Below are 25,826 nucleotides of genomic sequence, written 5' to 3'. Positions count from 1 at the left end.
CGACGTGTCGGGTCGGGTTCCCCGCGTCAGCCACCATTCCACCCTTCGCTGGCAACATTGCCCGGTCGCGGAATTCCTACCAGTCGATGGCAAAGGAGAACCCGCCAAAATGCGGGATGTCGTGGGTGGTACCTCCGGCACCCCGGACGTCACGATGCGGGCGGGTCGTTCCTCAGCCGGCGGAGCCTCGGGCCAGACGTAGCAGGTCGAGCAGGCCGTGGCCGTCCTCGACCCGGGCGTCCGGGGTGACCGCGGGGTGTGGTGGTTCCCGGTCGGTGCGGGGGGAACGCATCAGGATCGCCGCCCCCGCCCCGGCCCGGCGGGCGCACTCGACGTCCCGACCGAGGGTGTCCCCGACGAACCAGCAGTCACCGATCGGAACCCCGACGGCCTCCGCCGCCAGCAGCGCCAGGCGCGGGTTGGGCTTCCGGGGACCGGCTTCGTCGCTGTAGAACTGGGCGGCGAACGACCCGGCCAGCCCTTCGGCGGCCAGGAAATCCCGGTGCGCGGCGCCGCAGAGGGTGTTGCTCACCACGGCCAGCGGAAGGCCCGCTCCCGTGGCCGCCGCCAGCGCCTCGGGGATACCTGGGCGCACCGCCCAGTCCGCCCGCCAGGTCCAGGCGTACGACAGGGGGGTCGCCTCACGGTCGACGGCGTCGCGGGCCGGGCGGGGCCACGATGCCGTGACGAACTCCGCCCACACCCGGGCGTGCGGCAGCTCCACCGGGTCGGCCGTCCGGCCCGCGTCGTCGCGCCAGGCCGAGTACCGTCGCGCGCCCCCGGTCAGGTCGGCGGCGATCTGCCGTTCGGACACCGCGCCGTCGACAAGCCGGGAGAGCCGTCGGACGAGTTCCGGTGGGGCGGGCGGCTGCGGGGGCGCATCGGCCAGGACACCGCCGAAGTCCAGCAGGAGGGCGCGCGGCGAGCGGAGCATGCCGGCAATTCTCCAGCAGGGTGACCGACCGCGCGGGGCGGCACGGTCGGCGGGCATCCCCTAGCCTCCACACGATGGGAGCAGTCAGCCGTTGAGCCGCATGACGACCGATGGTGACCCGGGCAGCCGCCGTCTCCAGCTCTACTGCCGGATCGACGTCACCGTGACCGACCCGACCGCGCTGACCGACCACGCGGTCGCCGAGTTGCACGCCGCCGACGTCGACTGGGCGCAGGAGGAGGACGACCTGCCGTCCGCCAGCGCAGAGCTACGGGCTGACCTCACCCGGGCGCTCGCCTCCGTCGCGGACGTCACCCGGGTCGTCGACACCATCCCGGGCGTCGAGTTCCGGGGCGGCGTCTGCTGGGCGGAGACCGGCCCGCCACGCGCGTCGTTCGCCCCGACGGGCGGGCGGCCCGCGACGGCACCGGACCCGGCGGAATAGTCCTGCCGGGTCACCCTCCAGCGACCCGGCGCGGCCGGCCGCCAGCGTGCCCCGACCCGGCCGGACAACCGTCCCTGCCGGTCCGACGGGCGGAGTGAGGCGGCATCGCGACGTCGTCCCCGGCTGGCCGGCGAGCGTGACCGGGCCGGGAGCGCCGACCGTCGCCCCACCGGCCGGGCGACGGCCACCCGCACCGGTCCGGGCGTCGACGGCAGGCTAGCGTCGGGGGGTGACCACTGGCTTCCCCCGCGTCCTGCCCGCCGAACACGACGGCATCGCCGAGGCCGCCGACGTGCTGCGGGCCGGCGGGCTGGTGGCCTTCCCGACCGAGACGGTCTACGGGCTCGGCGCGAACGCGTTGGACGCCCGGGCCGCGGCGCGGATCTTCGAGGCGAAGGCGCGGCCCAGCTTCGATCCGCTGATCACCCACCTGGCCGACGCCGCCGACCTGCCGGCCCTCGTCGGTGGGCTGCCCCCGACCGTCGCGGCGCTGGCCGAGCGGTTCTGGCCGGGGCCGCTCACCCTGATCGTGGACCGGCCGGCCGTGATCCCGCCGATCGTCACGTCCGGCCTCGACACGATGGCCGTGCGGGTGCCCGACGAGGCGTCCGCCCGTGCGTTGATCAGGGCTGCCGGGGTGCCGGTGGCCGCCCCGAGCGCCAACCGGTTCGGGCAGCTCAGCCCCACCCGGGCCGAGCACGTCGTACGCGGGCTCGGCGCGGCCGTCGACGTGGTGCTCGACGGCGGTCCGACCCGGTGCGGGATCGAGTCGACGATCGTGGACGCGCGTGGCCCGCAGCCGGTGGTGCTGCGCCTCGGTGCGCTCGCCGTGGAGGACCTCGTCGCGGCAGTCGGCCCGGTGACGGTCCGGTCGGGCAGCTCCGGGCAGCCGGTGGCCCCCGGCACGCTGGCCGCGCACTACGCGCCGCGTACCCCGTTGCGGGTGGTGGCGGGTGCGGTGCCGGCGGCGAACGGCGGCGTCCGGCGGGGCTACCTGGCCTTCCGGGCGGCCCCGCCGGCCGGCTACGCGGCGGTGGAGGTGTTGTCGCCCACCGGTGACGTGACCGAGGCCGCCGCCCGCCTCTTCGACGCGCTGCACCGGCTGGACGCGGCCGGGGTGACCGAGATCCTCGCCGAACCGGCCCCCGACGAGGGGGTCGGGCGGGCGGTCAACGACCGGTTGGGCCGCGCCGCCGCCACCTGGTCCCCGCCCCCGGCCTGACCCCCGCCGAAGATCTAGCCCGCCGGCTTCGGGTCGGCGGGCCGTCCCCGGGTCGGCAGCTGCTCCACCAGCCGGGTCAGCGCGCCGTTGGCGAAGGTCGCGCCGAGCGCCGACCCGGCGGCGATGGTCCACCCCACCGGGCCGAGCGGGGTGCAGCCGAAGAACTGGCTCACCCCGGGCGTCTGCACCACGGCGGCGAGCACCCCGACCGACGCCGCCGTCGACGCGAGCACCGTCGGGCTGGTGCCCCCGGCCAGGACGGTCTGCCCCAGCTGCGTGCCGACCAGCGAGACCAGGGCCACCGTGCCGGCTCGTCGTTCCCGGCCGGTCCACCGGGCCACCGTCCAGCCGGCGGTCGCCCCGAGGGTGGTGGCAGCGGCCCGCAACCCGATCTCCCGGGTCATGGTGCCGCCGAGGGACGCGTCCGGGCCCTCGCGGAGCAACCCGTCGGTGTGGTCGGCGTCCGGGGGCCGGACCGCGATGGCCAGTGCCGGCGCCAGGTCGGTGAGCAGGTTGACCAGGAGCAGTTGCCGGCCGTTGAGCGCCGACCGGCCGGTGACGGCGGCGCTGAGCACACTGAACGCGATCTCGCCGAGGTTGCCGCCGACCAGGATGCTCAGCGCGTGGCGTACCGACGACCACATCGCCCGTCCCTCGACCAGGGTGGCGATGATGGTCTCCAGCCGGTCGTCGGTGACCACCAGGTCGGCGGCGGCGCGGGCGGCCGGGGTGCCCCGCTGGCCGAGGGCGATGCCGACGTCGGCCAGCCGGATCGCCGGGGCGTCGTTGGCGCCGTCCCCGGTCATCGCCACGGTCCGCCCGCACTTCTGCAACGCCTGGATGATCCGTACCTTGTGCGCCGGGGTGCACCGGGCCACCACGTCGGTCCGGCCCAGCCGTTCACCGATCTCCGCGTCGTCCCACTGGTCCAGGTCGGTGGCGGTGACCACCCGTTGCCCGTCGGCATCCGGGCTGATCGCCGACGCGATCGCCTCGGCGGTGGCCGGATGGTCCCCGGTGATCATGATGGTGTGCACGCCGGCCTGCCTGATCCGGCGGACCGCCGGGGCGGCGCTGTCGCGTATCCCGTCGGCGAGGGCGAGGAAACCGACGAAGACCAGCCCGCGTACCTCGTCGTCGGTGACCGTCGCGGCACCGGCCCGGCACTCCGCCACGGCGAGGATGCGGTGCCCCGCCCCGGCCCGGTCGGCGAGCACGGTGTGCAGCCGCTCCCGGCGTTCGTCGTCCAGCGGCTCGTCCCGGCCGTCCGGCCGACGCCACGCGCCACACCGGGGCAGCACCGTCTCCGGGGCGCCCTTCACGCTCAGCAGCAGACCGTCGGCGGCGCGCCCGACTGTCGCGTGGTAGCCCCGGGACGGCTCGAACGGCAGCCCACCCACCGCAGCCCAGCCGGCCGCGCCGGTCTGCTCCGTGGTCTCCGCCTGCCGCGCGCCGTACCGGACCGCCCGGTCGGTGTGCTGCGGCAGCTCCTGCGGATCGGCCGCGTCGGGGGTGGCCCGCAGCCCGGCGGCGAGGACCCGGCGCAACCCGTCGTCGAGCCGGTCGACGGGTGCGAACCGCTCGCCGTCGCCGACCCCGGCGAGCAGCAGCCGACCCTCGGTGAGGGTGCCCGTCTTGTCGAAGCAGAGCACGTCGACCCGGCCCAGCGCCTCGATGGTGCGCGGGTTGCGGACCAGCGCGCCGTGCTCGGCCAACCGTCGGGCGGCGGCCAGCTGGGCCGCGCTGACCAGGAACGGCAACCCCTCCGGCACCGACGCCACCGCCAGGTTCGCGGCGGTCGCCGCCGTCTGCCCCAGCGGTACGCCCCGCAGCAGCCCCGCCCCGGCCACCGCGACCGCCGAGGCCACGGCCAGCGGGACCGCCGAGCGGGTGAGCCGGCCGAGCCGGGCCTCCACCCCGCTCTCCGGTGGGGCCTGCCGGGCCAGCGCGAGGCTCCGCCCCGACTCGGTCGCGGAACCGGTGGCGACCACCACGGCGGTGCCGCGACCGGTGGCGACGGTGGTGCCCTCGTACACCATGGAGGAACGGTCGGCCAGGGCGGCGGCGACCACCGGGGCGGCCCCCTTGGGCACCGGCAGCGACTCACCGGTCAACGACGACTCGTCGGCCTCCAGACCGTCGGCGGTGAGCACCCGGCAGTCCGCCGGCACCGCGTCCCCGGGGCCGAGGAGCACCACGTCGCCGGGGACGAGGTCCTCGGCGGCGGTCACCCGTTCGACCCCGTCCCGCAGCACCGTGGCGGTGACCGCCGAGCGGGACAGCAGCTCGGCCAGCGCACGGTCGGTGTTGCGCTGGTGCACCGCCCCGACCAGCGCCGACCCGCCGACCACCCCGCCGACCAGGGCCGCGTCGACGAGCGAGCCGAACGCCGCCGACAGGACCGCACCGGCGGCCAGCACCGGCGTGAGCGGGTTGGCCAGCTCGTCGACGAACGCCCGGAACAGGCCGACCGGTCCGCCCGACGGGTCCGGGTCGACCCGGTGCCGGCGTTGCGCCTCGGCGTCGGTCAACCCGTTCGGGCCGGTGTCGAGGTGACGCAGCACGGTCGGGACCGGCATCAGGTGCCAGGCGGTGGCGGCCGGTGCCGGGGACCCGTCCGGGCCGGGCAGCCGGCGGGCCCGCCACACCCCGTTGGCGAAGGCCACCGCCGCCGCACCGTTGACGGCGAAGAGGCTGCGGTCGGGCAGCTGCGGCACGGCGGCGGTGAACGCGCCCAGCGCGCCGAGGCCGGTGCCGGCCATGGCGAGCCTGATGTTCTGCCCGGTCATCCGTCGGGCCACCCCGGCCGCCTCGATGAGTAGCGCGACGATCCGCAGGTCGGTGCCGACGAGCAGGTGGGCACCCCACGGGGGCAGGTCGTCGGGGCCGGCCGTGCCGAGCCCGCAGTCGGACGCCGCCAGCGCCGCCCGGTCGCCCGAAACCAGCATCACCACCGCGCCGTCGCGTTGCAGGGCCCGGACGGAGCCGGCGAGCCGGTCCCCGCCGGGCAGCACCGCGTCGGCGAAGCCGTACCGCTGCGGGTCGGGGCCGGCGACCACCAGGCGCAGACCGGCGTGCCGGGCGGCGGCGGGCAGCACGTCGACGCCGGGTGCCGGCTCGGGGGCGACCCGGACGACGGCGGCGAGGGTGCCGTCGTGGACGAGGCCGAGCAGGGGGCCGTCCGTCGCGCGCAGCCGCCGGCTCTGCGGGGTGTCACCCGGGTCGGCGGCGTCGAGGCGGGCGAGCGGCCCGAGTCGCCAGCCGTCGGCCTCGCGTACGTCGTCCGGCCGGTCGGGGTCGAAGAGGGCGAACGCCCGGCCGGCAACCTCCCCGGTGTCCGTGCCGGCCAGCGGGGCCAGGTCGGCGAGGACACCCCGGTCCGAGCCGAGTACGGCCGCGTCCAGCACCACCGTGTCGATCCGGTCGAGTTCGCGCAGCACACTGCGGTCCATGGCGATCACGCCGCGGCGGGCCAGCACCCGACCGAGTTGGGCGGCGTACCCCTCGCGGCCACTGCCGGGGGCCTTGGGCAGCGCGGCGAGCGCGAGCGCGGCGGCCCGTTTCGGGCCGACTACCGGCCACGCGGCTGCCCCGGCGGCTGCCCCGGTGGCGAGCATCGTCGAGACGTACCGTTCGACGGGGCCGTCGGGCCGGGGGCAGGGCCGCCCGGGGCCTGGTGAGCGGGCGACGGCGCGTTCCGGGTCACCGGTCAGCCCCGGCTCGGCGCGGGTCCATGCGGTGAGCTGGGCGCGCGCCTCACCCCACTGCACGATCCGTTGCGCGCCGTCGAGGACGATGCCCGCCCAGCCGCCGGTGAGGCCCTGCACGACCGCCTCGGCGAGCGGAAACAGCACCTCGGTGCGCCGGTCCGCCCGCCAGCCCCGGCCGGCGAGGTCGTGCAGCCGGGGGTGCAGGTCGACGGCGCTGAGCAGGCCGGCCACCTCACCCGGCACCGGGGTGAACGGCAGGATGCGGGTGGCGGCGGAGATGGTCAGGCCCAGCGCGTCGGAGGCGAGCGCGCCCAGCGTGCGGGGGGTACGCGGCCCGTCCTCCGGCGGGTGCGGGGGCGGGATCTCCGGGTCCGGCTCGTGCGGGCAGATCCGTTCGACCCGGGTCACCGTGTCGATCAGGTCGCGCAGTTTCGGCTTCGGTTCCCCGACGGCCACCACCACCCGGCCGGACGGGGCGTTCACCCGTGCCCAGGCCACCCCGGGCATCCGCTCCAACGCCGCCTCGACCTGACGGGCCAGCCGGTCGCCGCCGTCCTGGCAGACGCCGTGCACCTCGATGTGGTGCCGGCCGTCGCGGGACCAGACCTGACGGCGGGCCAACCCGGCGACCCGGGCCAGCCGGCCGGCGGCCGAACCGACGGTACGGGACGCCTCGCCGAGCAGCGGTGGCACCGGCACCGACGGGAGCACCCGGCCGACTACCCGGCCCAGCGTGGTCATCGAGGGGTACGGCCGGATCGGTCCCGCCCACTGCCGCCGTACGCCATCTCGCCTCCCGCGTTCGTCAGGCGGCCTGGCTTCCCGGCCGGGCGTCCGTTATGCCCCCCGGGCGGGGGAAGTTTCCGTCGGGGGCGGGGCATGGACGGCGTTGCCCGTGGAATCCGGCTGACGACCCGACGGCTAGGCAGGGAGGCCGGAATGAGCACGATCACGCGAGACCTCAGCGGTGCCCGGGAGACGGTCCGGGCGTACACCAGGCGGGTGGAGGTGCCGATGCTCGGTGAGGTGGCGGTGCCGCCACCGGACAAGCTCGCCTACTACGCCGGGGTGGGGTTGCTCGCCGCCCTCCAGGTCATCGAGTGGCCGCTGGCCCTGGTGGTCACCGCCGGCCACCTACTCGCCGACCAGCACCTGTCGGGGCTGGCCAAGGGGCTCGGCGAGGCGCTGGAGTCGGCCTGACGAGACCGGGCTCACCCTTGACCTGAACCGGGGTGCAGGTCGCAGGCTGGGCGCATGTCCGACGTACCGCCCGGCGTCGTCCGGTGACCGCCACCCTCACCCCGGCCACCCGCCTGTACGACCCGCGCCTGCGGGCGATGACGGTGGGCATTGTCGCCTTGGTGTCGCTGCTCGCCTTCGAGGCGTTGGCGGTGGGCACCGCCATGCCCACGGTGGCCCGCGCGCTGGACGGGCTGGGGCTGTACGCGCTCGCCTTCGGTGGCTCGTTCGCCGCCGGTGTGCTGGCCATGGTGCTCTCCGGTATCTGGTGCGACGCCCGGGGGCCGCGGGGGCCGATGTGGGCCGGGGTCGGCCTGTTCGTCGCCGGCCTGTTCGTCGCCGGGAGCGCCGACGCGATGGGCACCCTGGTGGTCGGCCGGGCGGTGCAGGGCTTCGGCTCCGGCCTGCTCTCCGTCGCGTTGTACGTGATGGTCGGGCAGGCGTACCCGGAGGAGTTGCGGCGTCGGGTGTTCGCCGCGTTCGCGGCGGCGTGGGTCATACCGGCGCTGGTCGGGCCGGCGGTGGCCGGGCTGATCGTGGAGTACCTGGGCTGGCGGTGGGTGTTCCTCGCGGTGCCGGTGGTGGCGCTGCCGGCGGTGCTGCTGGTCGAGTCGGGCCTGCGGACGCTGCACCGCCCGTCGCCGGCCGGGCCACCGGCGGGCGCGGCGGCCCGGATCGGGTGGGCGGCCGGGGCGGCGGTGAGCGCCGCACTGCTGCACCACGGGGGGCAGCAGCGCGGCGTGCTCGCGGTGACCCTGGTGGCGGTGGCCCTGGCCGGCCTGGGGGTCTGTGCGCCCCGGCTGCTGCCGGCGGGGTTCCTGCGGGCGGCCCGGGGCCTGCCCACCGTGGTGGGGCTGCGCGGGTTGGCGGCGGCGGCGTTCGCGGGCGCGGAGGTGGTCATCCCGCTGATGCTGTCCCGGGAACGCGGCTTCTCGCCGACCGCCGCCGGGCTGGTGCTGACCGTCGGCGCGCTGTCCTGGTCGGTGGGTTCCTGGGCGCAGAGTCGGCTGCCGCCGCCCCGGTCCTCGGCGACCCTGCCCCGGCTCGGGCTGGCCTGCGTGGCGGCGGGCACGGCCACCGTCGCCCTCGCCGTCTGGCCGGCGGTGCCGGTGGCGGTCGCGGTGGCCGGTTGGGCGGTGGCCGGGCTGGGGATGGGGTTGACGTTCCCGTCGCTGTCGGTGTTGACGCTGGCTCTGTCGGCCCCCGACGAGCAGGGCCGCAACAGTTCCTCGCTGCAACTGGCCGACTCGTTGTTCACCGCCACCGTGCTGGCGCTGACCGGCACGGTGCTCGCCGCCGGGACGACGCCCGGCCCGGCCGGGTACGCGGGGACGCTCGCCGTGGCGGTGGCGTGTGCGCTGCTCGGCGCGCTGCTCGCCGGGCGGGTGGTGCCGGCCCGGGGAGGTCCCGCCTGATCCCGGGGAATCCCGTCGGACGGGCCGGCCCGGCGGCGAGGATGGTGGGCGATGAACGTCCTGACGATCCTGCCGATGGCCGTGGTGATGGTGGCCGGTACGCAGCTGGTGGCGGCGGTCTTCCTCGCCTCCGGTGACCGGCCCCGCCGGGCGTCGCTGGGCTTCCTGGCTGGCGCGGCGCTCGTGGTGTCCGCCGGTACGACCCTCGCCTGGCTGGTCTTCCGCCTGGTCAGGGGTGCGGCCGGCGGGGGCGGCGGGGGTGGCCGCAAGCCGGTCGAGACGGTCATCGACTGGGTGGTGCTGGCGCTGCTGGTGGTGCTGGCGGTGGTGGTGTTCCTGCGCCGGCACTCGGCCGGGGAGCCGGCGTGGATGGGCCGCCTCCAGCACGCCGGCTTCGGGTACGCGTTCCGCCTGGGCCTGCTGCTGTTCGTGGTGATGCCCTCCGACGACCTGACCATGGTGACGGTCGGGGCGACCGCCGCCCGGCACGGGCTGCCGTGGTGGCACCTGGTGCCGTTCGTGCTGCTGACCCTGTTGTTGCTCGCGCTGCCCCTGCTGGCGTTGCTGCTGCTCGGGAAGCGGGCGGACCGGGTGCTGCCCCGGATGCGCGACTGGGCGGACCGGCACTCGTGGATCATCAGCGAGGCGGTGGTGGGGTTCTTCCTCGTGCTGACCGTCGTGGACCTGCTGAAGTGAGGTCGACACGTACGGGGGACCGGCCGAAGATGAGCCGGCTACGGGTTCCGGTCCTGCCTACCGTGACCCCATGGTGGTCTTCGTCGTCACGGTGCTGCTCTACATCTTCGGTCTGGTCTTCCTCTACGGGGTGATCCGTCTCGCCGTGCGGCACGGCATGGAGGATCTGGAGGCCCGTCGGCCCCAGGTGCTGCGGGGTGCGCAGTCGGCGTCGGCCGACGACCGGGCGTTCCTGCGGGAGAACAGCTTCCTCGGCGGCAACTGACCTGCCGGCCCGTGGCGCTTCCGCGCTGACCTGCGGGGTGGCCCGTCGGGCGGCCGGTCGCCAGGGGTGCGAGGATCGCTGCCGTGATGGGAACCTTGCAGACCGAGCCCGCCCGGACCCGCCCCGACCTGTTGGCGGCACCGGTGGCCGCCGCGCTGACGGCGTGGCCGGCACAGGCCCCCGTCGACGTGGACGCCGTCCTGGTCGCCCCGATCGACGCCACGCTGGCCGACACGGCCGCCTTCTGTGCGGCGTACGAGGTGGGGCTGGACGTGTCGGCGAACTGCGTGGTGATCGCAGGCAAGCGGGAGGGCGAGATCCGGTACGCCGCCTGCGTGGTGCTCGCCACCACCCGGGCCGACGTCAACGGGGTGGTCCGCCGGACGCTGGACGTCCGCAAGGCCAGCTTTGCCCCGATGGCCGAGGCGGTCGAGTCGACCGGGATGGAGTACGGCGGGATCACCCCGATCGGGCTGCCCGAGTCCTGGCCGATCCTGGTCGACGCCCGGGTGATCGCCACCCCGCATGTGATCATCGGTTCCGGCGTACGGCACAGCAAGATCGCCCTGCCGGGGCCGGCGCTCGGCGCGCTGCCCGGGGCGCGGGTGGTGGAGGGCCTGGCCCGGCCCGCATAGTCATTCGCATTCATCGATGTTGTTGCACGTGAAACATCGTGCCTGTCGATGTCGCCCCGGCGCGCGGGGCGTCAGGCGGCCGACTCCCGCTGGGCGACCTCGGTCAGGGCGGCGAGCAGCGTCTCGGGCTCCTGCGCACCGGTGACGCCGTACTTGCCGGCCAGGACGAAGGTCGGCACGCTGGACACCCCGAGCTGGTGGGCGGTGGTCAGGTCGGCGGCCACCTCACGACGACCCGCGTTCGAGGCCAGGTACTCGCGCGCCTCGCCCTCGTCCAGCCCGACCGAGACGGCCAGGGCCACCAACGCCTCCGGCGAGCCGACGTCGACCCCGTCGGTGAAGTGCGCCCGGTAGAGCGCCTCGACCAGCTCACCCGCCCGACCGTGCTCGTCGGCGAACCGGACCAGCCGGTGCGCGTCGAAGGTGTTGGCGCTCACCGCCCGGTCGAAGTTCAACGTCAGCCCCACCCCGGCGGCCACCTGGGTCACCTGGCCGGCCATCGACTCGGCCCGCTCCCGGCCACCGAACTTCGCGGCCAGCGCGTCGAGCAGCGGTCGGGACGTGGTCACCGGCGACGGGTCGAGCTGGAACGGCCGGTACCTGACGGTCACCTCGCCGTCGTACGACGCGAGGGCCTGTTCGAGGCGGCGCTTGCCGATGTAGCACCAGGGGCAGACCACGTCGGCGTAGATCTCGATCTCCATGACCGGAGACAACCCCCAGCTCAGCCTGCTTGTTCCCGTACCTGCCGCTTGAGTCGGGCCAGGATCGCGGTGCCGCCGCGTACCCGCAGCGGGCTGATCGCCTGGGCCAGGCCCATCCGCTGGTAGAGGTCGTCCGGCACGTCCAGCACCTGCGCGGCGCTCGCCCCGGCCAGCCCCTCGGCGAGGATGCCGGCGAAGGCCCGGGTGGTGGGCGCCTCCGGCGGGCAGTCGAACACGGTGGTCACCGTGCCGTCCGGGGCGACCTCGGCGCGCAGGAAGAACGCCGTCTGGCACTCGGGGACCTGCTCCAGGTCGTCGCGGTCCACCCCGGCCGGCAGCGGCGGGACCACGTCGGCGTACTCCAGCAGCATCTCCAGCACCACGTCGCGGGGCGCGTCGGCGAACTCCTCGACGATCTCGGCCAGCTTCGTCGGCATCTCGGGCATTCCGCCAGGCTACCGCCGTCCCCTGCCGTCCCCGCCCGACGGTCGGCCCGCCCCGGGCACCCGGCCCGGCCGGGGGTGGGTCCACCTGCCCCCGGCCACGTCACCCGTGCGCACCGGCCGTCGTTGCCACCCGCCCGGTAACCGGCCGTCGTGTCCGGCTCAGTTCGTTCGGGCTCAGTTGTTCGGGGCGCCCTCGCTGATGTCGGCAAGCGCCGAGCTGGGGTCGAGCTGCATCGCCAGGTCACCCAGGGAGACGATGCCGACGAGCTTGCGTTCGTTGTCGCAGACCAGGATGCGCCGGATGTTCCGCTCGCGCATCAACGCCACCGCCTCGCCGGCCGTGGCGTGCTGCTCGATCATCACCACCTCCCGGGTGATGATCGAGCCGATCGAGGTGCTGGCCGGGTCGCTGCACTCGGCCACGGCCCGGACCACAATGTCCCGGTCGGTCAGCAGACCCGCCAGCGTGGAACCGTCGGTGACCACCACATCCCCGATGTCGGCCTCCTTCATCACCCTGGCCGCCTCGTCCAGAGTGGTCTCCGCCGACAGATAGACCACCTGCTTGGTCATCACGTCACTGACCCGGTACATGAGAGCCTCCGCACAACACCCGTAGTCGATCCGACTTTGGTACCCCGTGGCGCGTCCGCTACACCCCGTTGCCGCGAACCCGACTCAGCAGTTGGTCGGCCAGGCCGTCCCACGGCACCTCGTCGCGTCCGCCGGTCGCCCGGTCGCGCACCTCGACGTACCCGTCAACGAGTCGGCGGCCGACCACGACGACGCACGGGATGCCGATCAGCTCGGCATCGGTGAACTTCACCCCGGCCGAGACGGTGGCCCGGTCGTCGACGAGCACCCGCAAGCCAGCCGCCGACAGCCGGCCGCCGAGGTCGAGCGCCGCGTCGAGCTGCGCCCCCTTACCGGCCACCACCAGGTGTACGTCACACGGCGCGACCGCCGGCGGCCAGACCAGCCCCCGCTCGTCGTGGTGCTGTTCGGCGATCGCCGCGACCGCCCGGGACACCCCGATGCCGTAGCAGCCCATGGTGGGCCGGACCGGTCTGCCTGCCGGGCCCGACACGTCGAGGGTGAACGCGTCGGTGAACCGGCGACCGAGCTGGAATATGTGCCCGATCTCGATCCCGCGACGGATCGTCAGCTCACCGCCGACACCGTCCGTCCCGGCGGCGGTGCCGCTGGCGGTGGCGCTGGCGGCGCAGGCCGGGCAGGGGTCACCGGGGCGGACCTCGGCGGCCTCGATGGTGCCGTCGGGGACGAAGTCCCGGCCGCACACCACGTGGGTGGCGTGCCGGCCCGGCTCGTTGGCGCCGGTCAGCCAGGCGGAGCCGGTGACCACCCGGGGGTCGACCAGGTAGCGCAGGCCGAGCCCGGCCAGCACCTGCGGCCCGAGGTAGCCCCGGACCAGCCCGGGGTGGGCGGCCCAGCCGTCGAAGACCGCCACGTCGGCCGGGTGCAGGGCCGCCGCGACCCGCTTGAGGTCCACCTCCCGGTCGCCGGGCAGCCCGATCACCAGCACCTCGGGGGTGTCCGCGCCGGGCCGGCGTACGGTCAGCACCACGTTCTTCAGGGTGTCGGCGGCGGTCCAGTCGTGCCGCCCGGCGAGTTTCCGCTCGTTGGCGAGATCCACCAGCGCGGCGATGGTCGGGGTGTGCGGGGTGTCGTGCACCTCGGTCGCTGGCTGTGCCCCGGGGTCACCGACGGCCGGGGCGGGGGTGGTCACCGCCTCGGTGTTCGCCGCGTAGTCGCAGGCCGTGCAGCCGACGTAGGTGTCCTCACCGACCGGGGTGCCGGCCAGGAACTCCTCCGAGGCCGAGCCGCCCATCGTCCCGGAGACCGCCCGCACCACCGTGTACGCCAGCCCCAACCGGTCGAAGACCCGCCGGTACGCCGCCCGGTGCCGGGCGTACGACGCGCGCAGGCCGTCGTCGTCCAGGTCGAACGAGTAGGCATCCTTCATCAGGAACTCCCGCCCGCGCAGCAGCCCGGCCCGGGGACGGGCCTCGTCGCGGAACTTCGTCTGGATCTGGAACACCGTCACCGGGAAGTCCCGGTACGACGAGACCAGGTCCTTGACCAGCAGCGTCGCCAGTTCCTCGTGGGTCGGGGCGAGCAGGTGCTCGGCTCCGCGCCGGTCGGCGAGGGTGAAGATGTCGTCGCCGTACTCCGCCCACCGGCCGCTGATGCGGTATGGCTCCGCCGGCAGCAGCGCCGGGAAGTGCACCTCCTGGTCGCCGATCGCGGCCAGTTCCGACCTGACGATCTCGGTGACCCGGTCCAGCACCAGTTTGCCCAGCGGCAGCCAGGCGTATCCGCCCGGGGCGACGCGACGGATGTAACCGGCGCGCAGCAGGAGCCGGTGGCTCGGCACCTCCGCGTCCGCCGGGTCCTCGCGCAGGGTCCGCAGCAGCATGGTCGACGTACGAAGCAACATCGACGCAGCGTAAGACCGCACCCCCCACCCCAGCATTCCCTTTCACCCCCTCCCACCCTGCGCGCCCCCGCCCCCGCCCCTCGCCCCCGCCCCCCGCCCCCGCCGTTTCGCGGTGATCAAGAGGTTTGCGTCAGCTTTGATCTTCAGGTTGACGCAAAGCTCTTGATCAGTTGACGCAAACCTCTTGATCACCGGGGCGAGGGGGCGAGGGGGCGAGAGAGCGAGAGAGCGAGAGGGCGAGAGAGCGAGAGAGCGAGGGGGCGAGGGGGCGGGGTGAGAGGGCGAGGGGCGGCGGGGTGGCGTGGGGGTAATTCGATGGACATGGGTTTCCGGGGCGGTGAGCATCGGGGCATGCGGCAGGACGAGATCTGGGACGCCGAGGCTGCTCGGCACTACGACACGCCTGGCGAGGGGATGTTCGCACCCGACGTGCTGGGGCCGACGGTGGACCGGTTGGCCGCGCTCGCCGGTGACGGGGCGGCACTGGAGTTCGCCATCGGCACCGGTCGGGTCGCCGTTCCGCTCGCCGCCCGGGGGGTGCCGGTGACCGGGATCGAGCTGTCGGCGCCGATGATCGCCCAACTCCGCACCAAGGTGGACGCGGACACCGTCCCGGTGGTCGCCGGTGACATGGCGACCGCCGTCGCCCCCGGCGAGTTCTCCCTCGTCTACCTGGTCTTCAACACGATCGCCAACCTGCTCACCCAGGCCGAACAGGTGGCGTGCTTCCGCAACGCCGCCCAGCACCTCGCCCCCGGTGGCCGGTTCGTTGTCGAACTGTGGGTGCCTGAGCTGCGCAAACTCCCACCCGGGCAGCAGGCCGTGGTGTGGCACGCCGAGCCCGGCTACGTCGGCCTGGACACCTACGACGTGCTGAACCAGCACCTGGTGTCGCACCACTTCCGGTTCGACGACGGCCGGCAGGCGGAGTTGTTCCGGACCCCGCACCGCTACGTCTGGCCCGCCGAGCTGGACCTGATGGGGCAGCTCGCCGGTTTCACCCTGGAGAGCCGGCACGCGGACTGGACCGGCGGCGAGTTCACCGCCGAATCCCGCTCCCACGTCTCCGTCTACCGCCTGGCCTAGCCGCCGGCCTCCGACGCGACCGCCGGCCTCCGACGCGACCGCCGGCCTCCGACGCGACCGCCGGCCTCCGACGCGACCGCCGGCCTCCGACGCGACCGCCGGCCTCCGACGTAGCCGGCCGGCCTCGGCGGGCCGGGACGGGTCAGTGGGTGCCGACACCCTTGCCGGTGGCGGCGACGAACGAGCGCCAGGCCCGGCGGTCGAAGGTGAGGACGGGCCCGGTCGGGTCCTTGCTGTCGCGCACCCCGACGACGCCGGGCAGACCGTCGGCGACCTCGACGCACTCGCCGTTGCCGCTGCGGGTGGACTTGCGCCAGGTGGCACCGGTCAGCTCCATGACGTCATCACTTCCTTCATCAGCAGTGCCGACTGGTTGTGGGGCAGGGCCTCGCTGCGGACGCTCTCCCACCGTGCAATCAGGATAGTCAGCTCCCCGTCCTTGTCGATCGTGGTGCCACTGAGCTGATTCTCCAGATGGCCTACCCAACCGCTGTCGTTGCCGAGTGCCAGCGTGAACGGGCCGGCGAGACCCACATGGGTGCTGACCTCGGCGGGTATCACGTGGATACTGACGTTCGGCTGGTCGACGCACTCCAACAGATGGGCGATCTGCTGCACCATCAGGCCCCGGAAGCCCTCGTCCGCGCGCCGGAGCACCGCCTCCTCCACCACCGCGATCAGCTTCGGCGGCTGCTGACGACTGAGCACGCTCTGCCGGTCCATCCGGACGGCGAGCCGCCGCTCCACCTCGTCGTCGCTGAGCATGTCGTCGGCCCGGATCACCGCACGGGCGTAGTTCTCCGTCTGCAACAGACCCGGGACGAGCGTCGGGTGGTAACACCAGAGCTGCTGTGCCTGGCGTTCGGCCTCCAGCCAGGGCCGGAACCAGTTCGGTTGCGAGTAGCGCTCGGCCAGCCTGAGCAGTGAGGTGAGCAGCCCACCGGTCGTCAGGACCTCGTCCGCCCGCCTGAGGAACAGCCTGTCGAACGGGCGTTGGCCCAGCTCGATGGCGGAGATCTGCGAGCCGGAGAAGTGGACCAGCTTGCCGAACTCCTCCTGACTCAGCTCCGCATGCAGCCGCAGTCTGCGCAGTTGTGCCCGGATCAGGTCGGCGGTCGGTTCACTTTCCACACGTCCTCCACGGTTGTCCCGGCCGCCTCCCCGGTCCGACCGGGCGGCCCTCTCCGTCGACCCGGCCTCGCCCCGGCCGGCGTCGATGCCTTCCGACAGTAGTGGTGTCATCACCAGAATGTCACCAGCGGGTCGCCTTCCCTCCGGCCCGCTGGTGACCCTCCCCGTGCAGGGGGCGGCCCCGTTCCCACCACCAGGAGGTCGAGACCGGTGAACTTCCGTCCGTTTCCGGTGCCGCGTCTCGGCCCGTACGCCGACCGGCCCCGCTCCCACCCGCCGGGCGGCCGGCCGCACCTGCCGCTGCGACCGCTGTGGGTGTGCCGGGCCTGCGGCGGCCCGTGGCCGTGCGCCGAGGCCCGGCTGCTGCTCCGCATCGAGTACGACGCACACCCCGTCGACCTGGCCGTCTATCTGTCCGGGCTCTATCACGAGGCGAGCCACGACCTGTTCCGGCTGAACCCGCAGGACGGGCCGACGCCGCGTGACCTTTTCGAGCGGTTCGTCGCCTGGGCCCCCTACCGCCGGGGACCGGCCGGCCCACCCCCGTAGTGCTGGTCGATGACCTGCGCCACGTTGGGGCGGTGGGCGGCGACGCACGACGGTCTGCCGGTGACAGACTGGTCGCCGCAGGCAACGAGGGCATGAGGGGGCGGCGTGCGCTGGCGAAGCTTCGTGGCGGTCGGGGACAGTTTCACCGAGGGCATGGACGACGCCTACCCGGACGGCACCTACCGGGGTTGGGCGGACCTGGTGGCCACCCGGCTGGCCGCCGAGGCCGGGCCGGACTTCGGCTACGCGAACCTGGCCATCCGAGGCCGGCTCTTCCCGAGCGTCGTCGCCGAGCAGGTGCCCGCCGCGCTCGCCATGAAACCCGACCTGGTCAGCTTCGCGGCCGGCGGCAACGACGTGCTGCGCCGTACCTTCGACCCGGACGCGTTGGCGACCCGGTTCGACGCCGTGGTGGCCCGACTGCGCGCCAACGGTGCCGACGTGATCCTCTTCCGGTTCGCCGACGTGCTGGCCCGGCTGCCCGGCCAGCGCCTCGTCTCCCCCCGGATCGCGCTGATCAACCGGCTCATCGGCGAGATCGCCGAGCGGCACGGCGCGATCCTGATCGACCTGTTCGCCGACGACACGTTCCGGCTCAACCCGACCCTCTGGAGCCCCGACCGACTGCACCTGTCCGCCGCCGGGCACCGGCGGGTCGCCGGCCAGGTGCTGACCACGCTCGGGGTGGGCTGCGACGAGGAGTGGCTGATGGTGCCGGAACGCCCGGCCGCCACCCCGTGGCTCGCCGCCCGCGCCGCCGACCTGAGCTGGGTCGGCCGACACCTGGCCCCGTGGATCACCCGGCGACTCACCGGCAGGTCCTCCGGCGACACGATCACCGCGAAGCGCCCCATCCTCGGCCCGGTCGCCGACTGACGTGCGCACCCTGCACACCGCCCCCCTGCTGCGCCTGACCCTCGACGACGAGCCACCACCCGGCCGGACGATTCCGAGCGACGAGCCGCCGTCGGTCCGGGTGACGCCAGGCGACGCGCCATCGCCGGGCCGGGCGGTCCCGGCCGACGACGAGCCGCAGTTGGGCCGGCCGGCGCAGGTCTCCGCTGGGTCACAGCCGGACCGGTCGACCCTGGGCGACGGTGGGCCGCTCTCGGGCTGGGCGGTGCTGGTCGACGGGGACCGGATCGAGGCGGTCGGGCCGGTCGGGGAGCTGACGCAGGCGTACCCGACGGTGCGGGTGCGGCGGTGGCCCGGCACCCTCGGGCCGGCGCTGGTGCACGACGGGCCGCTGCCGCCGGCCCCCACCCCGCGCGAACGGGTGCACGCGCTGCTGCGATCGGGTGTCGGCGCGGTGCTCGCCGTGCACCTCACCGACCCGGCGGTACGCGCGGCGGCGGCCCGCAACGACGTCGCCGTCCTCGACGCGGCACGGCCCCCGGCCCTCACCGTCGGCGGCCGAGCCGACCTGGCCGTCTTCGCCGACGACGGCCGTTGCCTCGCCACCGTCGTCGCCGGCCGCCTGGTCCACCGCCGCGCCTGACCGCCGGCCCCCTCGGCCGCCCGGCCCCGCTGGACGGGTGCGCCGACCGGCGGGGACGGGCTGCGGTCCCGTCCCGTTGGGCGGTCGGCACCCGGATTCCGGCGTAACTTGGGGCTCATGTCTGTGCCGAGTGATCCGCATCCCCGCCTCCAGTCGTACGCCGACCCGCAGCGGCTGGTCACCACCGAATGGTTGGCCGAGCACCTCGGCGACGAGGGCCTCGTCGTGGTCGAATCCGACGAGGACGTGCTGCTCTATGACACCGGTCATCTCCCCGGGGCCGTCAAGGTCGACTGGCACACCGAGCTGAACGACCAGGTCACCCGGGACTACCTGGACGCGGAGAGCTTCGCCGAACTGTGCGCGGCCAAGGGCATCGGCCGCGACGACACGGTGGTCTTCTACGGCGACAACTTCAACTGGTGGGCCGCGTACGCGCTGTGGGTGTTCACCCTGTTCGGTCATGCCGACGTCCGGCTGCTCGACGGCGGCCGGCAGAAGTGGATCGCCGAGGGGCGCGAGCTGACCCGGGAGAAGACGGTCCGGCCGCGCGCCGACTATCCGGTGCCGCAGCGCAACGACGCGCCGGTCCGGGCGTACCGGGAGCAGGTGATGGCGCACGTGGCGGCGGGCCGGCCGCTGGTCGACGTCCGGTCGCCTGGCGAGTACACCGGCGAGATGCTGCACATGCCCGACTACCCGCAGGAGGGCGCGCTGCGCGGCGGGCACATCCCGGGCGCGGTGAGCAAGCCGTGGAAGTCCGCCGCGAACGACGACGGCACCTTCAAGTCGGCCGACGAGCTGCGGGCCATCTACACCGACCAGCTCGGGTTGAGCCCGGCCGACGACGTGGTGGCCTACTGCCGGATCGGCGAGCGGTCCAGCCACACCTGGTTCGTCCTGCACCACCTGCTGGGCTTCCCGCAGGTGCGCAACTACGACGGTTCGTGGACCGAGTGGGGAAACCTGGTCCGGGCCCCCGTGGTGCGGGGCGACCAGCCCGGCGGCCTGGCCGGCTGACCAGCCCTCCGCCGGGCCCCGGGTCGCCCCCGGCTGGATCACGCTTGGGCGGCTGTTGCGGTATCCCAGCCCCGGGACACCGCAACATCCGCCCAATTGCACCCGGCGGCCGGCCGTTCGGCGGACGGGGGTCAGGTGGGGGCGCGGAGGTAGCGCTGGACGGTGGGGGCCAGCCAGGTGACCAGGTCGGCCGGCGGCATGTCGACGACCGGGGGCAGGCGTAGCACGTACCGGGTCAGCGCCAGGCCGAGCATCTGGCTGGCGACCAGACCGGCCCGCCGGGGTGCCTGCGCCGGATCGGGTACGACGGCGGCCGCCGCCGCGCCGAGCTGGTCGGTGAAGACCGCCCGCATCCGGTCGGCCGCACCCTGGTTGGTGGCGGCGGTACGCAGCAGCGCGACCAGCGTCCCGTCGCCCTCCCAGCGGTCGAGGAAGTGCCGGACCAGCACCTCACCGAGCTGGTCGGTGGGCTGGTCGGTGAGGTCCGGCAGCCGCAGGTCGAACTCGGCAGCCGCCGCGAACAACCCCTCCTTGCTGCCGTAGTAGCGCATCACCATGGACGGGTCGATCCTGGCGTCGGCGGCGATGGCCCGGATGGTGGCGCGCTCGTATCCGTCGGCGGCGAACCGCTGCCGGGCCGCGGTCAGGATCGCGGCCCGGGTGGCGTCCGATCGGCGGGTGGTCATGTCCCCGACTCTATGCCAACAGGCGTTGACCTCCGGTGTCCACCCGGCCTACCGTTGCCAACAAGTGTTGGCAAACGCTCGTTGGCAACGGAGGTGGGAGATGCTGCCCGCGCAGACCGACGTCCTGGTGGTGGGAGCCGGCCCGACCGGACTGACCGTCGCGGCCACCCTCGCCCGACAGGGCGTGGAGGTGACAGTGGTCGACCGGGCGTCCGCGCCGCCGGTCACCTCCCGGGCCGCCGTCGTGCACGCGTACACGCTTGAGGTGTTGGACCGGATCGGCGTCACCGCGCCACTGGTGGCCCGGGGGCTGCGGGCGTCGCGCTTCACCGTGCGGGACCGCGACCGGGTGCTGCTCACCCTCGGCTTCGGGGACCTGCCGTCGACGTACCCGTACGCGCTGCTGGTCTCCCAGTCGGTGACCGAGGCGGTGCTCACCGACCGGCTGGCCGCCCTCGGCGGGCAGGTGCACCGGCCGTACCAGCTCACCGGCCTGGACCACGACGGCGACCGGGCGGTCGCCGGCTTCGCCGACGGGACGAGCGTGCGGGCCCGCTGGGTGGTCGGCGCGGACGGCATGCACAGCACCGTCCGTGACCTGGCCGGCATCGGCTTCGGTGGGCCGGCCGACCGGGGCGAGTCGTTCCTGCTCGCCGACGTCCGGGTGAACAGCGTGCTCCCCCGCGACGAGGTCGCCCTCTTTCTCGCCCGGCCGGGTCCGCTGGTGTGGGCACCCCTGCCGGACGGCGTGGTCCGGCTGGTCGCCGCCGTCGCCGACGCGCCCCGCGACCCGGACGCCGCCCGGCTCCAGGCGCTGCTCGACGAACGCGGCCCGACCCGGCGGCCGGACCGGGTGACCGACGTGCTCTGGAGTTCCCGGTTCCGCGTCCACCACCGGATCGCCGACCGCTACCGCCGTGGCCGGGTGCTGCTCGCCGGGGACGCGGCGCACGTGCACAGCCCGGCCGGTGGGCAGGGGATGAACCTCGGCATCTGCGACGCGGTGGCCCTCGGTGCCGCCCTCGGCGACGTCCTCGCCGGCCACCCCGACACCCTGCTGGACGAATACGCCGCCCGCCGTCGGCCGCTCGCCGAGGAGGTCGTCGGCTTCGCCGCCAGGCTGACCCGGCTGGCCACCCTGCCGCCCGCCGGCCGGCCGCTGCGGGACCTGGCGCTACGCGCGGTGTCGGGGATGCCACCGGTACGCCGCCGGATCGCGCTGCGGCTCGCCGGCCTCCAGCAGCGCGCGACGACCCCCCCATCGGGAGGACGAGCGGCAAGCCGGTCGGCGGTAGTTCGGCGGTAGACCCGACACGCGGTCGTCGGGCGGGGGAACCTGCTAGGGGAACCCCGGTCACCTGGTGAGGAGAGGGTGTGCGCAGACCGCGAGCCCGGCTGACGGCGCTGTGCGCCCTGGCCGCCCTGCCCCCGGCGATCGAGGCGGTGCTGCTGGTGCGCCTCGGGTTCGTCGCCGCCGAAGGGCTGTCCTCCCAGGTCACCGCCGTCTGGCCGTACGACACCTACCACGACCTGCGCTGGCTGTACGTCTACCACGACTCGTGGCCCGACTTCCTGGTCGGACTGCTGCTGGTGATCGGGTTCCGGGCGCTGCTCACCACCGGACTGGTCACGCTCGCCTGGCCCGCCGGGGTGGACCGGCCCGGTCTGCGCTGGCTGCTCGGCCGCAACCTCGGCCTGTCCGGCGTGGTTATCGTGCTGGTCGCCCCGTGGGCGTTGATCTCGGTGGCCGCCTCGGTGGTCGCGCTCTCCTGGGTGCTGCTCGCCTCGCTGCTGCCGATGTTCCTGCTCGCGCCGTTCCTGCAACGTGCCGCCGTGGTCGGGCCGTGGTGGCGCGGGTTGCCGTCGATCTCCCTGGTCGGCTGGTCGCTGCTGAACTTCGTGGTGATCACCGTGGCCAGCGCGCTGTGCTGGAGCGTCCCCGGCTGGTGGACGGTGCCCGTCGCGCTGGTCGCCGGGGCGGCCAACGGGCTGCTCTGGGAACGCACCGTGCACGTCGCCGTGCTGGCCCCCCGGGTGCGCTGGGCGCGGGTGCCGGTCACCCCGATCGCCGTCGCGCTGGCCCTCGCCGTACCGCTGGCGATCCCGCTGCTGGTGCAGGTCGTCCCGGCCGGGGTGACGATCGAGCAGGTGGTGCTGGGGCAGCGGCTGCCCGCCGACGTCCGGCACGCGGTGATCGTCCTCGCCGGCCACGGGTCGGCCTACGACGGCACCCCGCCCGTCGACGCGAACGTGGAACGGTTCTCCTACCGGGGGTTGGACGGGGACGGTCGACCGCTGCCGTACCGGTCGTCGGACACCAACCGGTCGCTGGAGAGCGGGACCGCCCTGCTCCGGACACAGGTGGACCGCCTGCACGGGCGTACCGGCCGGCCGGTGGCGCTGATCGGGGAGAGCGAGGGGGCGATGCTCGCCCGTACCTACCTCGCAAAGCACCCGCACCCGGCGGTGGACACCCTGGTCATGTTCAGCCCGTTGATCAACGCTGGGCGGGCGTACTACCCGCCGGCCGGGGCGGCCCACGGCTGGGGGGTGGCCACCGGCTGGCAGCTCCGGGCCCTGCTCGGGGCGATCGGACTGTTCGGGGTCACCGACGCCGGGCCGGACGAGCCGTTCATCCGCTCCCTGCTGGACAACGCGCCGTTCTACCGCAACCAGTTGATGTGCCCGGTGCCGGGCGTACGGATGGTGGCGTTCCTGCCGACCACCACGGCCACCGAGGCGCCCCCGGGCGAATACACAGGCATTCCGGTGTTCCAGATGCCCGGGGTGCACGGCGGGCTGCTGGGCCGGTCCCTGGTCCAGGACCGCCTGATCCACTTCCTCGCCGGGGTGCCGGAGAGCCGGATGCGGCGGGAGTATCCGCTGCTCCAGCAGCTCGGTGCGGGTTGGCAGGCACCGCCGCTGGCGATCCGGGTCAACCCGGCCTGGAACGACGCCCGCCAGCCGGACCCGTCCTTCACCGGGAAGGTCTGCCAGCCGTCCTGACCCGGGTGCCGTCCCGGTCGCCGCGCCGGTGCCGGACGACCAGCCGGACGGCGGCGAGGGTCAGTCCCACCACGATCAACGCCTCGATCGGGTGGTACGGCGCGAACAGCACGTGCACGACGACGACGGCTGCCCCGACCACCAGGGCGGCCGTCACCCACCCGCGGCGACCGAAGGTGACGACCAGGCCGGTCGCCACCAGCAGCACCCCGCTCGCCACGTGCAGCCAGGCCCAGTTGGTGAGGTCGTAGAAGACCAGCCCGTCGGCGTGCAGCGAGACGTAGACGTCGCCGCTGTCGACGTCGCCGAACCCGGACAGCACGTCGAAGATGCCCGCGCCGACCAGTAGGCCACCGGCGAGCAGCAGCGACCGGTCCGGCCGTCGTGCCGTCATCCCACCCTCCCTCCCTTCCCAGGCTAGGGCCGGTGGGGCGTGCCGTCCGGCGATCACCGGCGGCACCCGGCCGGACGGCTGCCGGCGGCACCCCCGCACGCGGCCACTGTCCGCCTGGTGAACCCGCGGGTAACCGAGGGGCCCCGGTGTCCGGCCCGAGGTCTACGCTTGCCGGGTGACTGTGGGGCAGCAGGCTAGGGGCAGCGCAGGCAGCGCGGGCCGGCGCCGGTCGAGGCGCGACGAGATCCTGGAGATCGCTGTCGGGCTCTTCGCCGCCCGCGGCTACCACGGGGTCTCCATGGACGACATCGGTGCGGCCGCCGGGGTGACCGGCCCCGCCCTCTACCACCACTTCGCCGGCAAGGAAGCGATGCTCGCCGCCGCGCTGATCCCGGTCAGCGAGGGGCTGCTCGACGGTGGCCGGGACCGGGCGGCCAGCCGTCCCGGCGACCCGCGTGGCGCGCTGGAGTCCCTGATCGACTTCCACGTCGACTTCGCGCTGGCGAACCCGGCCGTGATCGCCCTGCACCTGCACGAGCTGGACCGCCTCCCGGACGAGCCGCGCCGCCGCATCCGCAAGCTCCAGCGGCTGTACGTCGAGGAGTGGGTGACCGTGCTGACCGCGCTGCACCCGGGGCTGCCCGACGGCGAGGCACGGGTGCTGGCGCACGCCGCGTTCGGCCTGATGAACTCGACCCCGTTCCTCGGCGGCGAGGTCGACCGGCGGCGTCGGGCGGCGCTGCTGCGGGCCGCCGCGACGGCCGCCCTGCTCGCCGAGACCGACTCCTGACCCTCCCGCCCGACTCGTGGCCGACGGCCCGACCGTGGTTTCCTGGCATCCGTCCGCACCCCTGGACGTCGAGCAACCGTCCCCACCCTGGACGCTGGAGGAAACATGATCGAGTCGCTGTTGGTCGCCAACCGGGGCGAGATCGCCCGCCGGATCATCCGTACCGCGAAACGGCTCGGTGTCCGGGCGGTCGCGGTGCACTCGGAGGCCGACGCCGACCTGCCGTTCGTGGTCGAGGCCGACGAGGCGGTGTGCGTGGGACCGGCGAACCCGGCCCAGAGCTACCGCAACGTCGAGGCGATCCTGGCCGCCGCCGAGGCCACCGGCGCGCAGGCGATCCACCCCGGTTACGGCTTCCTGTCGGAGAACGCCGACTTCGCCCGTACGGTGCAGGCCCGTGGGCTGGTCTGGGTCGGGCCCGGCGCGGACGCGATCACCGCGATGGGCGACAAGATCAACGCGCGGAACCTGATGGCGGCGGCCGGGGTGCCGGTCGCGCCCGGCACCACCGAGCCGGCCACCGACCTCGACGCGGCGGTCGCCGCCGCCACGGAGATCGGCTACCCGGTGATGGTCAAGGCCGCCGCCGGTGGCGGCGGGATGGGCATGGCGGTGGCCGCCGACGAGGCCGCGCTGCGCACCGAGTACGACAAGGTCCGCGCGTTCGCCGAGCGGATGTTCGGCGACGGCTCGGTGCTCATCGAGCGCTACTTTCCCCGGGTGCGTCACGTCGAGGTGCAGATCCTCGGCCTGGCCGACGGCCGGGTGGTGGCACTCGGCGAGCGGGAGTGCTCGGTGCAGCGGCGCAACCAGAAGCTGGTCGAGGAGTCCCCCTCCCCGGCGGTCTCCCCGGAACTGCGGGCGCGGTTCCTGGCCGCCGCCGTACGGGCCGGCGAGGCGGTCGGCTACCGCAACGCGGGCACCGTCGAATGCCTGCTCGACCCGGCCACGCAGGAGTTCTTCTTCCTGGAGATGAACACCCGGCTCCAGGTGGAGCACCCGGTGACCGAGCTGGTCTACGGCGTCGACCTGGTCGAGGAGCAGCTGCGGGTGGCGGCCGGCCTGCCACCGACCTTCGACCCGGACGCGCTGACCCCGCGCGGGCACGCGATCGAGCTGCGGATCAACGCGGAGGACCCGAAGCGGTTCCTGCCCGGCCCCGGCGTCATCGGCACCTGGGTGGAGCCGACCGGTGAGGGGGTACGCGTCGACTCCGGCTACGTCGCCGGCAACACGGTCACCCCGTTCTACGACAGCCTGCTGGCCAAGCTCGTCGTCAGCGGGGCGGACCGGGCCGAGGCGATCGAGCGGGCCCGGACGGCGGTGGCCGACTTCGCGCTGGCCGGCCCGAAGAACAACCTGCCCTTCTTCACCGAGCTGTTGACCAACGAGGAGTTCGTCTCCGGCGACTACGACACCGGCATCGTCGGCCGGATGCGCTGACCCCGGCGTGGCCGACCACGGGTCCGCCGACCCGGATCCCGTGGTCGGGCCGGC

Annotated in this window: 26 protein-coding genes; 16 read left to right on the top strand and 10 right to left on the bottom strand. The window is 74.4% G+C overall.

The features are described from left to right. Window positions 1-172 precede the first annotated feature (172 nt). Window positions 173-934 (bottom strand): HAD-IA family hydrolase, encoded by a 762-nt coding sequence (locus ACWCHM_RS28430; protein ID WP_454220510.1) that lies wholly within the window; start codon window positions 932-934, stop codon window positions 173-175. 100 nt (window positions 935-1,034) lie between these two features. Here ACWCHM_RS28430 and ACWCHM_RS28425 point away from each other — a divergent pair, with 100 nt between their 5' ends. Then, window positions 1,035-1,379, top strand: a complete 345-nt coding sequence (locus ACWCHM_RS28425) for a hypothetical protein (protein ID WP_204958384.1) — start codon at window positions 1,035-1,037, stop codon at window positions 1,377-1,379. Window positions 1,380-1,632: 253 nt separating this feature from the next. Beyond that, window positions 1,633-2,601, top strand: coding sequence for an L-threonylcarbamoyladenylate synthase (locus ACWCHM_RS28420; protein ID WP_421490490.1), 969 nt, complete (start codon window positions 1,633-1,635; stop codon window positions 2,599-2,601). A gap of 14 nt (window positions 2,602-2,615) precedes the next feature. Here the strand turns inward: ACWCHM_RS28420 and ACWCHM_RS28415 are convergent, their stop codons facing one another. Next, window positions 2,616-7,052, bottom strand: coding sequence for an HAD-IC family P-type ATPase (locus ACWCHM_RS28415; RefSeq protein WP_454220508.1), 4,437 nt, complete (start codon window positions 7,050-7,052; stop codon window positions 2,616-2,618). Window positions 7,053-7,250: 198 nt separating this feature from the next. Between ACWCHM_RS28415 and ACWCHM_RS28410 the strand changes: the two genes are divergently transcribed. The 5 genes from ACWCHM_RS28410 (at window position 7,251) to ACWCHM_RS28390 (ending at window position 10,561) form a co-directional block, all read left to right on the top strand. Next, the gene (locus ACWCHM_RS28410; RefSeq protein WP_204958386.1) at window positions 7,251-7,511 is read left to right on the top strand and encodes a hypothetical protein; all 261 of its coding nucleotides are present in this window, start codon (window positions 7,251-7,253) and stop codon (window positions 7,509-7,511) included. A gap of 83 nt (window positions 7,512-7,594) precedes the next feature. Further along, the gene (locus ACWCHM_RS28405) at window positions 7,595-8,965 is read left to right on the top strand and encodes an MFS transporter (RefSeq protein ID WP_454220506.1); all 1,371 of its coding nucleotides are present in this window, start codon (window positions 7,595-7,597) and stop codon (window positions 8,963-8,965) included. 51 nt (window positions 8,966-9,016) lie between these two features. After that, window positions 9,017-9,661: a GAP family protein gene (locus ACWCHM_RS28400; RefSeq protein ID WP_204958387.1), complete on the top strand. Its 645-nt coding sequence runs from the start codon at window positions 9,017-9,019 to the stop codon at window positions 9,659-9,661. 70 nt (window positions 9,662-9,731) lie between these two features. Further along, the gene (locus tag ACWCHM_RS28395; protein ID WP_204958388.1) at window positions 9,732-9,926 is read left to right on the top strand and encodes a hypothetical protein; all 195 of its coding nucleotides are present in this window, start codon (window positions 9,732-9,734) and stop codon (window positions 9,924-9,926) included. 86 nt (window positions 9,927-10,012) lie between these two features. After that, entirely contained in the window at window positions 10,013-10,561 is a 549-nt protein-coding gene (locus tag ACWCHM_RS28390; RefSeq protein WP_204958389.1) for a YbaK/EbsC family protein, read from the top strand. A gap of 71 nt (window positions 10,562-10,632) precedes the next feature. Here the strand turns inward: ACWCHM_RS28390 and ACWCHM_RS28385 are convergent, their stop codons facing one another. The 4 genes from ACWCHM_RS28385 to ACWCHM_RS28370 form a co-directional block, all read right to left on the bottom strand. Further along, window positions 10,633-11,265, bottom strand: coding sequence for a DsbA family oxidoreductase (locus tag ACWCHM_RS28385; protein WP_204958390.1), 633 nt, complete (start codon window positions 11,263-11,265; stop codon window positions 10,633-10,635). Window positions 11,266-11,285: 20 nt separating this feature from the next. Then, on the bottom strand, window positions 11,286-11,711 hold the full coding sequence (locus ACWCHM_RS28380; protein ID WP_088647203.1) for a SufE family protein: 426 nt from the start codon (window positions 11,709-11,711) through the stop codon (window positions 11,286-11,288). 174 nt (window positions 11,712-11,885) lie between these two features. Next, on the bottom strand, window positions 11,886-12,305 hold the full coding sequence (locus ACWCHM_RS28375; protein ID WP_204958392.1) for a CBS domain-containing protein: 420 nt from the start codon (window positions 12,303-12,305) through the stop codon (window positions 11,886-11,888). Between the two features lie 58 nt (window positions 12,306-12,363). Next, window positions 12,364-14,169 carry a proline--tRNA ligase gene (locus tag ACWCHM_RS28370; RefSeq protein ID WP_454220503.1) on the bottom strand — a complete coding sequence of 602 codons (1,806 nt, stop codon included), beginning with the start codon at window positions 14,167-14,169 and terminating at the stop codon, window positions 12,364-12,366. A gap of 351 nt (window positions 14,170-14,520) precedes the next feature. On the opposite strand from ACWCHM_RS28370, the gene ACWCHM_RS28365 reads away from it, so the two are divergent. Further along, window positions 14,521-15,255: a class I SAM-dependent methyltransferase gene (locus tag ACWCHM_RS28365; protein ID WP_454220501.1), complete on the top strand. Its 735-nt coding sequence runs from the start codon at window positions 14,521-14,523 to the stop codon at window positions 15,253-15,255. Between the two features lie 142 nt (window positions 15,256-15,397). Here the strand turns inward: ACWCHM_RS28365 and ACWCHM_RS28360 are convergent, their stop codons facing one another. Then, window positions 15,398-15,592, bottom strand: coding sequence for a DUF397 domain-containing protein (locus ACWCHM_RS28360; protein WP_204958394.1), 195 nt, complete (start codon window positions 15,590-15,592; stop codon window positions 15,398-15,400). Beyond that, window positions 15,583-16,386 (bottom strand): helix-turn-helix domain-containing protein, encoded by an 804-nt coding sequence (locus tag ACWCHM_RS28355; protein WP_204958395.1) that lies wholly within the window; start codon window positions 16,384-16,386, stop codon window positions 15,583-15,585. The genes ACWCHM_RS28360 and ACWCHM_RS28355 overlap by 10 nt, the downstream gene beginning before the upstream one ends. A gap of 210 nt (window positions 16,387-16,596) precedes the next feature. On the opposite strand from ACWCHM_RS28355, the gene ACWCHM_RS28350 reads away from it, so the two are divergent. From ACWCHM_RS28350 to ACWCHM_RS28335, 4 genes are all read left to right on the top strand, one after another. Continuing rightward, window positions 16,597-16,935: a hypothetical protein gene (locus ACWCHM_RS28350; protein ID WP_204958396.1), complete on the top strand. Its 339-nt coding sequence runs from the start codon at window positions 16,597-16,599 to the stop codon at window positions 16,933-16,935. A gap of 105 nt (window positions 16,936-17,040) precedes the next feature. Beyond that, complete coding sequence (locus tag ACWCHM_RS28345) at window positions 17,041-17,811, top strand: SGNH/GDSL hydrolase family protein (protein ID WP_454220499.1); 771 nt, start codon at window positions 17,041-17,043, stop codon at window positions 17,809-17,811. A 1-nt stretch (window position 17,812) separates the two neighbouring features. Beyond that, window positions 17,813-18,433: an imidazolonepropionase-like domain-containing protein gene (locus ACWCHM_RS28340; protein ID WP_454220497.1), complete on the top strand. Its 621-nt coding sequence runs from the start codon at window positions 17,813-17,815 to the stop codon at window positions 18,431-18,433. Window positions 18,434-18,550: 117 nt separating this feature from the next. Further along, window positions 18,551-19,453: a sulfurtransferase gene (locus ACWCHM_RS28335; protein WP_067300838.1), complete on the top strand. Its 903-nt coding sequence runs from the start codon at window positions 18,551-18,553 to the stop codon at window positions 19,451-19,453. 131 nt (window positions 19,454-19,584) lie between these two features. On the opposite strand, the gene ACWCHM_RS28330 is transcribed toward ACWCHM_RS28335, so the two are convergent. Then, window positions 19,585-20,139, bottom strand: a complete 555-nt coding sequence (locus tag ACWCHM_RS28330) for a TetR/AcrR family transcriptional regulator (protein ID WP_454220495.1) — start codon at window positions 20,137-20,139, stop codon at window positions 19,585-19,587. Between the two features lie 100 nt (window positions 20,140-20,239). Between ACWCHM_RS28330 and ACWCHM_RS28325 the strand changes: the two genes are divergently transcribed. Continuing rightward, window positions 20,240-21,445, top strand: coding sequence for an FAD-dependent oxidoreductase (locus ACWCHM_RS28325; RefSeq protein ID WP_454220493.1), 1,206 nt, complete (start codon window positions 20,240-20,242; stop codon window positions 21,443-21,445). Between the two features lie 68 nt (window positions 21,446-21,513). Further along, window positions 21,514-23,145 carry a hypothetical protein gene (locus tag ACWCHM_RS28320; RefSeq protein WP_454220492.1) on the top strand — a complete coding sequence of 544 codons (1,632 nt, stop codon included), beginning with the start codon at window positions 21,514-21,516 and terminating at the stop codon, window positions 23,143-23,145. Here the strand turns inward: ACWCHM_RS28320 and ACWCHM_RS28315 are convergent. Continuing rightward, window positions 23,117-23,539, bottom strand: a complete 423-nt coding sequence (locus ACWCHM_RS28315) for a DUF7144 family membrane protein (protein ID WP_204958402.1) — start codon at window positions 23,537-23,539, stop codon at window positions 23,117-23,119. The two genes, ACWCHM_RS28320 and ACWCHM_RS28315, sit on opposite strands and share 29 nt — an antisense overlap. 175 nt (window positions 23,540-23,714) lie before the next feature. Between ACWCHM_RS28315 and ACWCHM_RS28310 the strand changes: the two genes are divergently transcribed. Together ACWCHM_RS28310 and ACWCHM_RS28305 are read left to right on the top strand one after the other, a co-directional pair. After that, window positions 23,715-24,329 carry a TetR/AcrR family transcriptional regulator gene (locus ACWCHM_RS28310; protein ID WP_454220490.1) on the top strand — a complete coding sequence of 205 codons (615 nt, stop codon included), beginning with the start codon at window positions 23,715-23,717 and terminating at the stop codon, window positions 24,327-24,329. 105 nt (window positions 24,330-24,434) lie between these two features. After that, window positions 24,435-25,772: an acetyl-CoA carboxylase biotin carboxylase subunit gene (locus ACWCHM_RS28305; protein WP_454220488.1), complete on the top strand. Its 1,338-nt coding sequence runs from the start codon at window positions 24,435-24,437 to the stop codon at window positions 25,770-25,772. The last annotated feature ends 54 nt before the right edge of the window (window positions 25,773-25,826 follow it).

The sequence above is a fragment of the Micromonospora sp. SCSIO 07396 genome, assembly GCF_053667945.1.
Note: the sequence above shows the minus strand (reverse complement) of the source record. Positions and strands in the feature narration are given on the sequence as shown.

What these genes read in the sequence shown, in the direction of transcription:
- ACWCHM_RS28380 (WP_088647203.1), bottom strand. Translation starts at nt 11,711, where the DNA reads ATGCCCGAGATGCCGACGAAGCTGGCCGAGATCGTCGAGGAGTTCGCC.
- ACWCHM_RS28370 (WP_454220503.1), bottom strand. Translation starts at nt 14,169, where the DNA reads ATGTTGCTTCGTACGTCGACCATGCTGCTGCGGACCCTGCGCGAGGAC.
- ACWCHM_RS28335 (WP_067300838.1), top strand. Translation starts at nt 18,551, where the DNA reads ATGTCTGTGCCGAGTGATCCGCATCCCCGCCTCCAGTCGTACGCCGAC.
- ACWCHM_RS28360 (WP_204958394.1), bottom strand. Translation starts at nt 15,592, where the DNA reads ATGGAGCTGACCGGTGCCACCTGGCGCAAGTCCACCCGCAGCGGCAAC.
- ACWCHM_RS28400 (WP_204958387.1), top strand. Translation starts at nt 9,017, where the DNA reads ATGAACGTCCTGACGATCCTGCCGATGGCCGTGGTGATGGTGGCCGGT.
- ACWCHM_RS28395 (WP_204958388.1), top strand. Translation starts at nt 9,732, where the DNA reads ATGGTGGTCTTCGTCGTCACGGTGCTGCTCTACATCTTCGGTCTGGTC.
- ACWCHM_RS28415 (WP_454220508.1), bottom strand. Translation starts at nt 7,052, where the DNA reads ATGACCACGCTGGGCCGGGTAGTCGGCCGGGTGCTCCCGTCGGTGCCG.
- ACWCHM_RS28305 (WP_454220488.1), top strand. Translation starts at nt 24,435, where the DNA reads ATGATCGAGTCGCTGTTGGTCGCCAACCGGGGCGAGATCGCCCGCCGG.
- ACWCHM_RS28390 (WP_204958389.1), top strand. Translation starts at nt 10,013, where the DNA reads ATGGGAACCTTGCAGACCGAGCCCGCCCGGACCCGCCCCGACCTGTTG.
- ACWCHM_RS28385 (WP_204958390.1), bottom strand. Translation starts at nt 11,265, where the DNA reads ATGGAGATCGAGATCTACGCCGACGTGGTCTGCCCCTGGTGCTACATC.
- ACWCHM_RS28325 (WP_454220493.1), top strand. Translation starts at nt 20,240, where the DNA reads ATGCTGCCCGCGCAGACCGACGTCCTGGTGGTGGGAGCCGGCCCGACC.
- ACWCHM_RS28410 (WP_204958386.1), top strand. Translation starts at nt 7,251, where the DNA reads ATGAGCACGATCACGCGAGACCTCAGCGGTGCCCGGGAGACGGTCCGG.
- ACWCHM_RS28430 (WP_454220510.1), bottom strand. Translation starts at nt 934, where the DNA reads ATGCTCCGCTCGCCGCGCGCCCTCCTGCTGGACTTCGGCGGTGTCCTG.
- ACWCHM_RS28365 (WP_454220501.1), top strand. Translation starts at nt 14,521, where the DNA reads ATGCGGCAGGACGAGATCTGGGACGCCGAGGCTGCTCGGCACTACGAC.
- ACWCHM_RS28375 (WP_204958392.1), bottom strand. Translation starts at nt 12,305, where the DNA reads ATGTACCGGGTCAGTGACGTGATGACCAAGCAGGTGGTCTATCTGTCG.
- ACWCHM_RS28315 (WP_204958402.1), bottom strand. Translation starts at nt 23,539, where the DNA reads ATGACGGCACGACGGCCGGACCGGTCGCTGCTGCTCGCCGGTGGCCTA.
- ACWCHM_RS28330 (WP_454220495.1), bottom strand. Translation starts at nt 20,139, where the DNA reads ATGACCACCCGCCGATCGGACGCCACCCGGGCCGCGATCCTGACCGCG.
- ACWCHM_RS28425 (WP_204958384.1), top strand. Translation starts at nt 1,035, where the DNA reads ATGACGACCGATGGTGACCCGGGCAGCCGCCGTCTCCAGCTCTACTGC.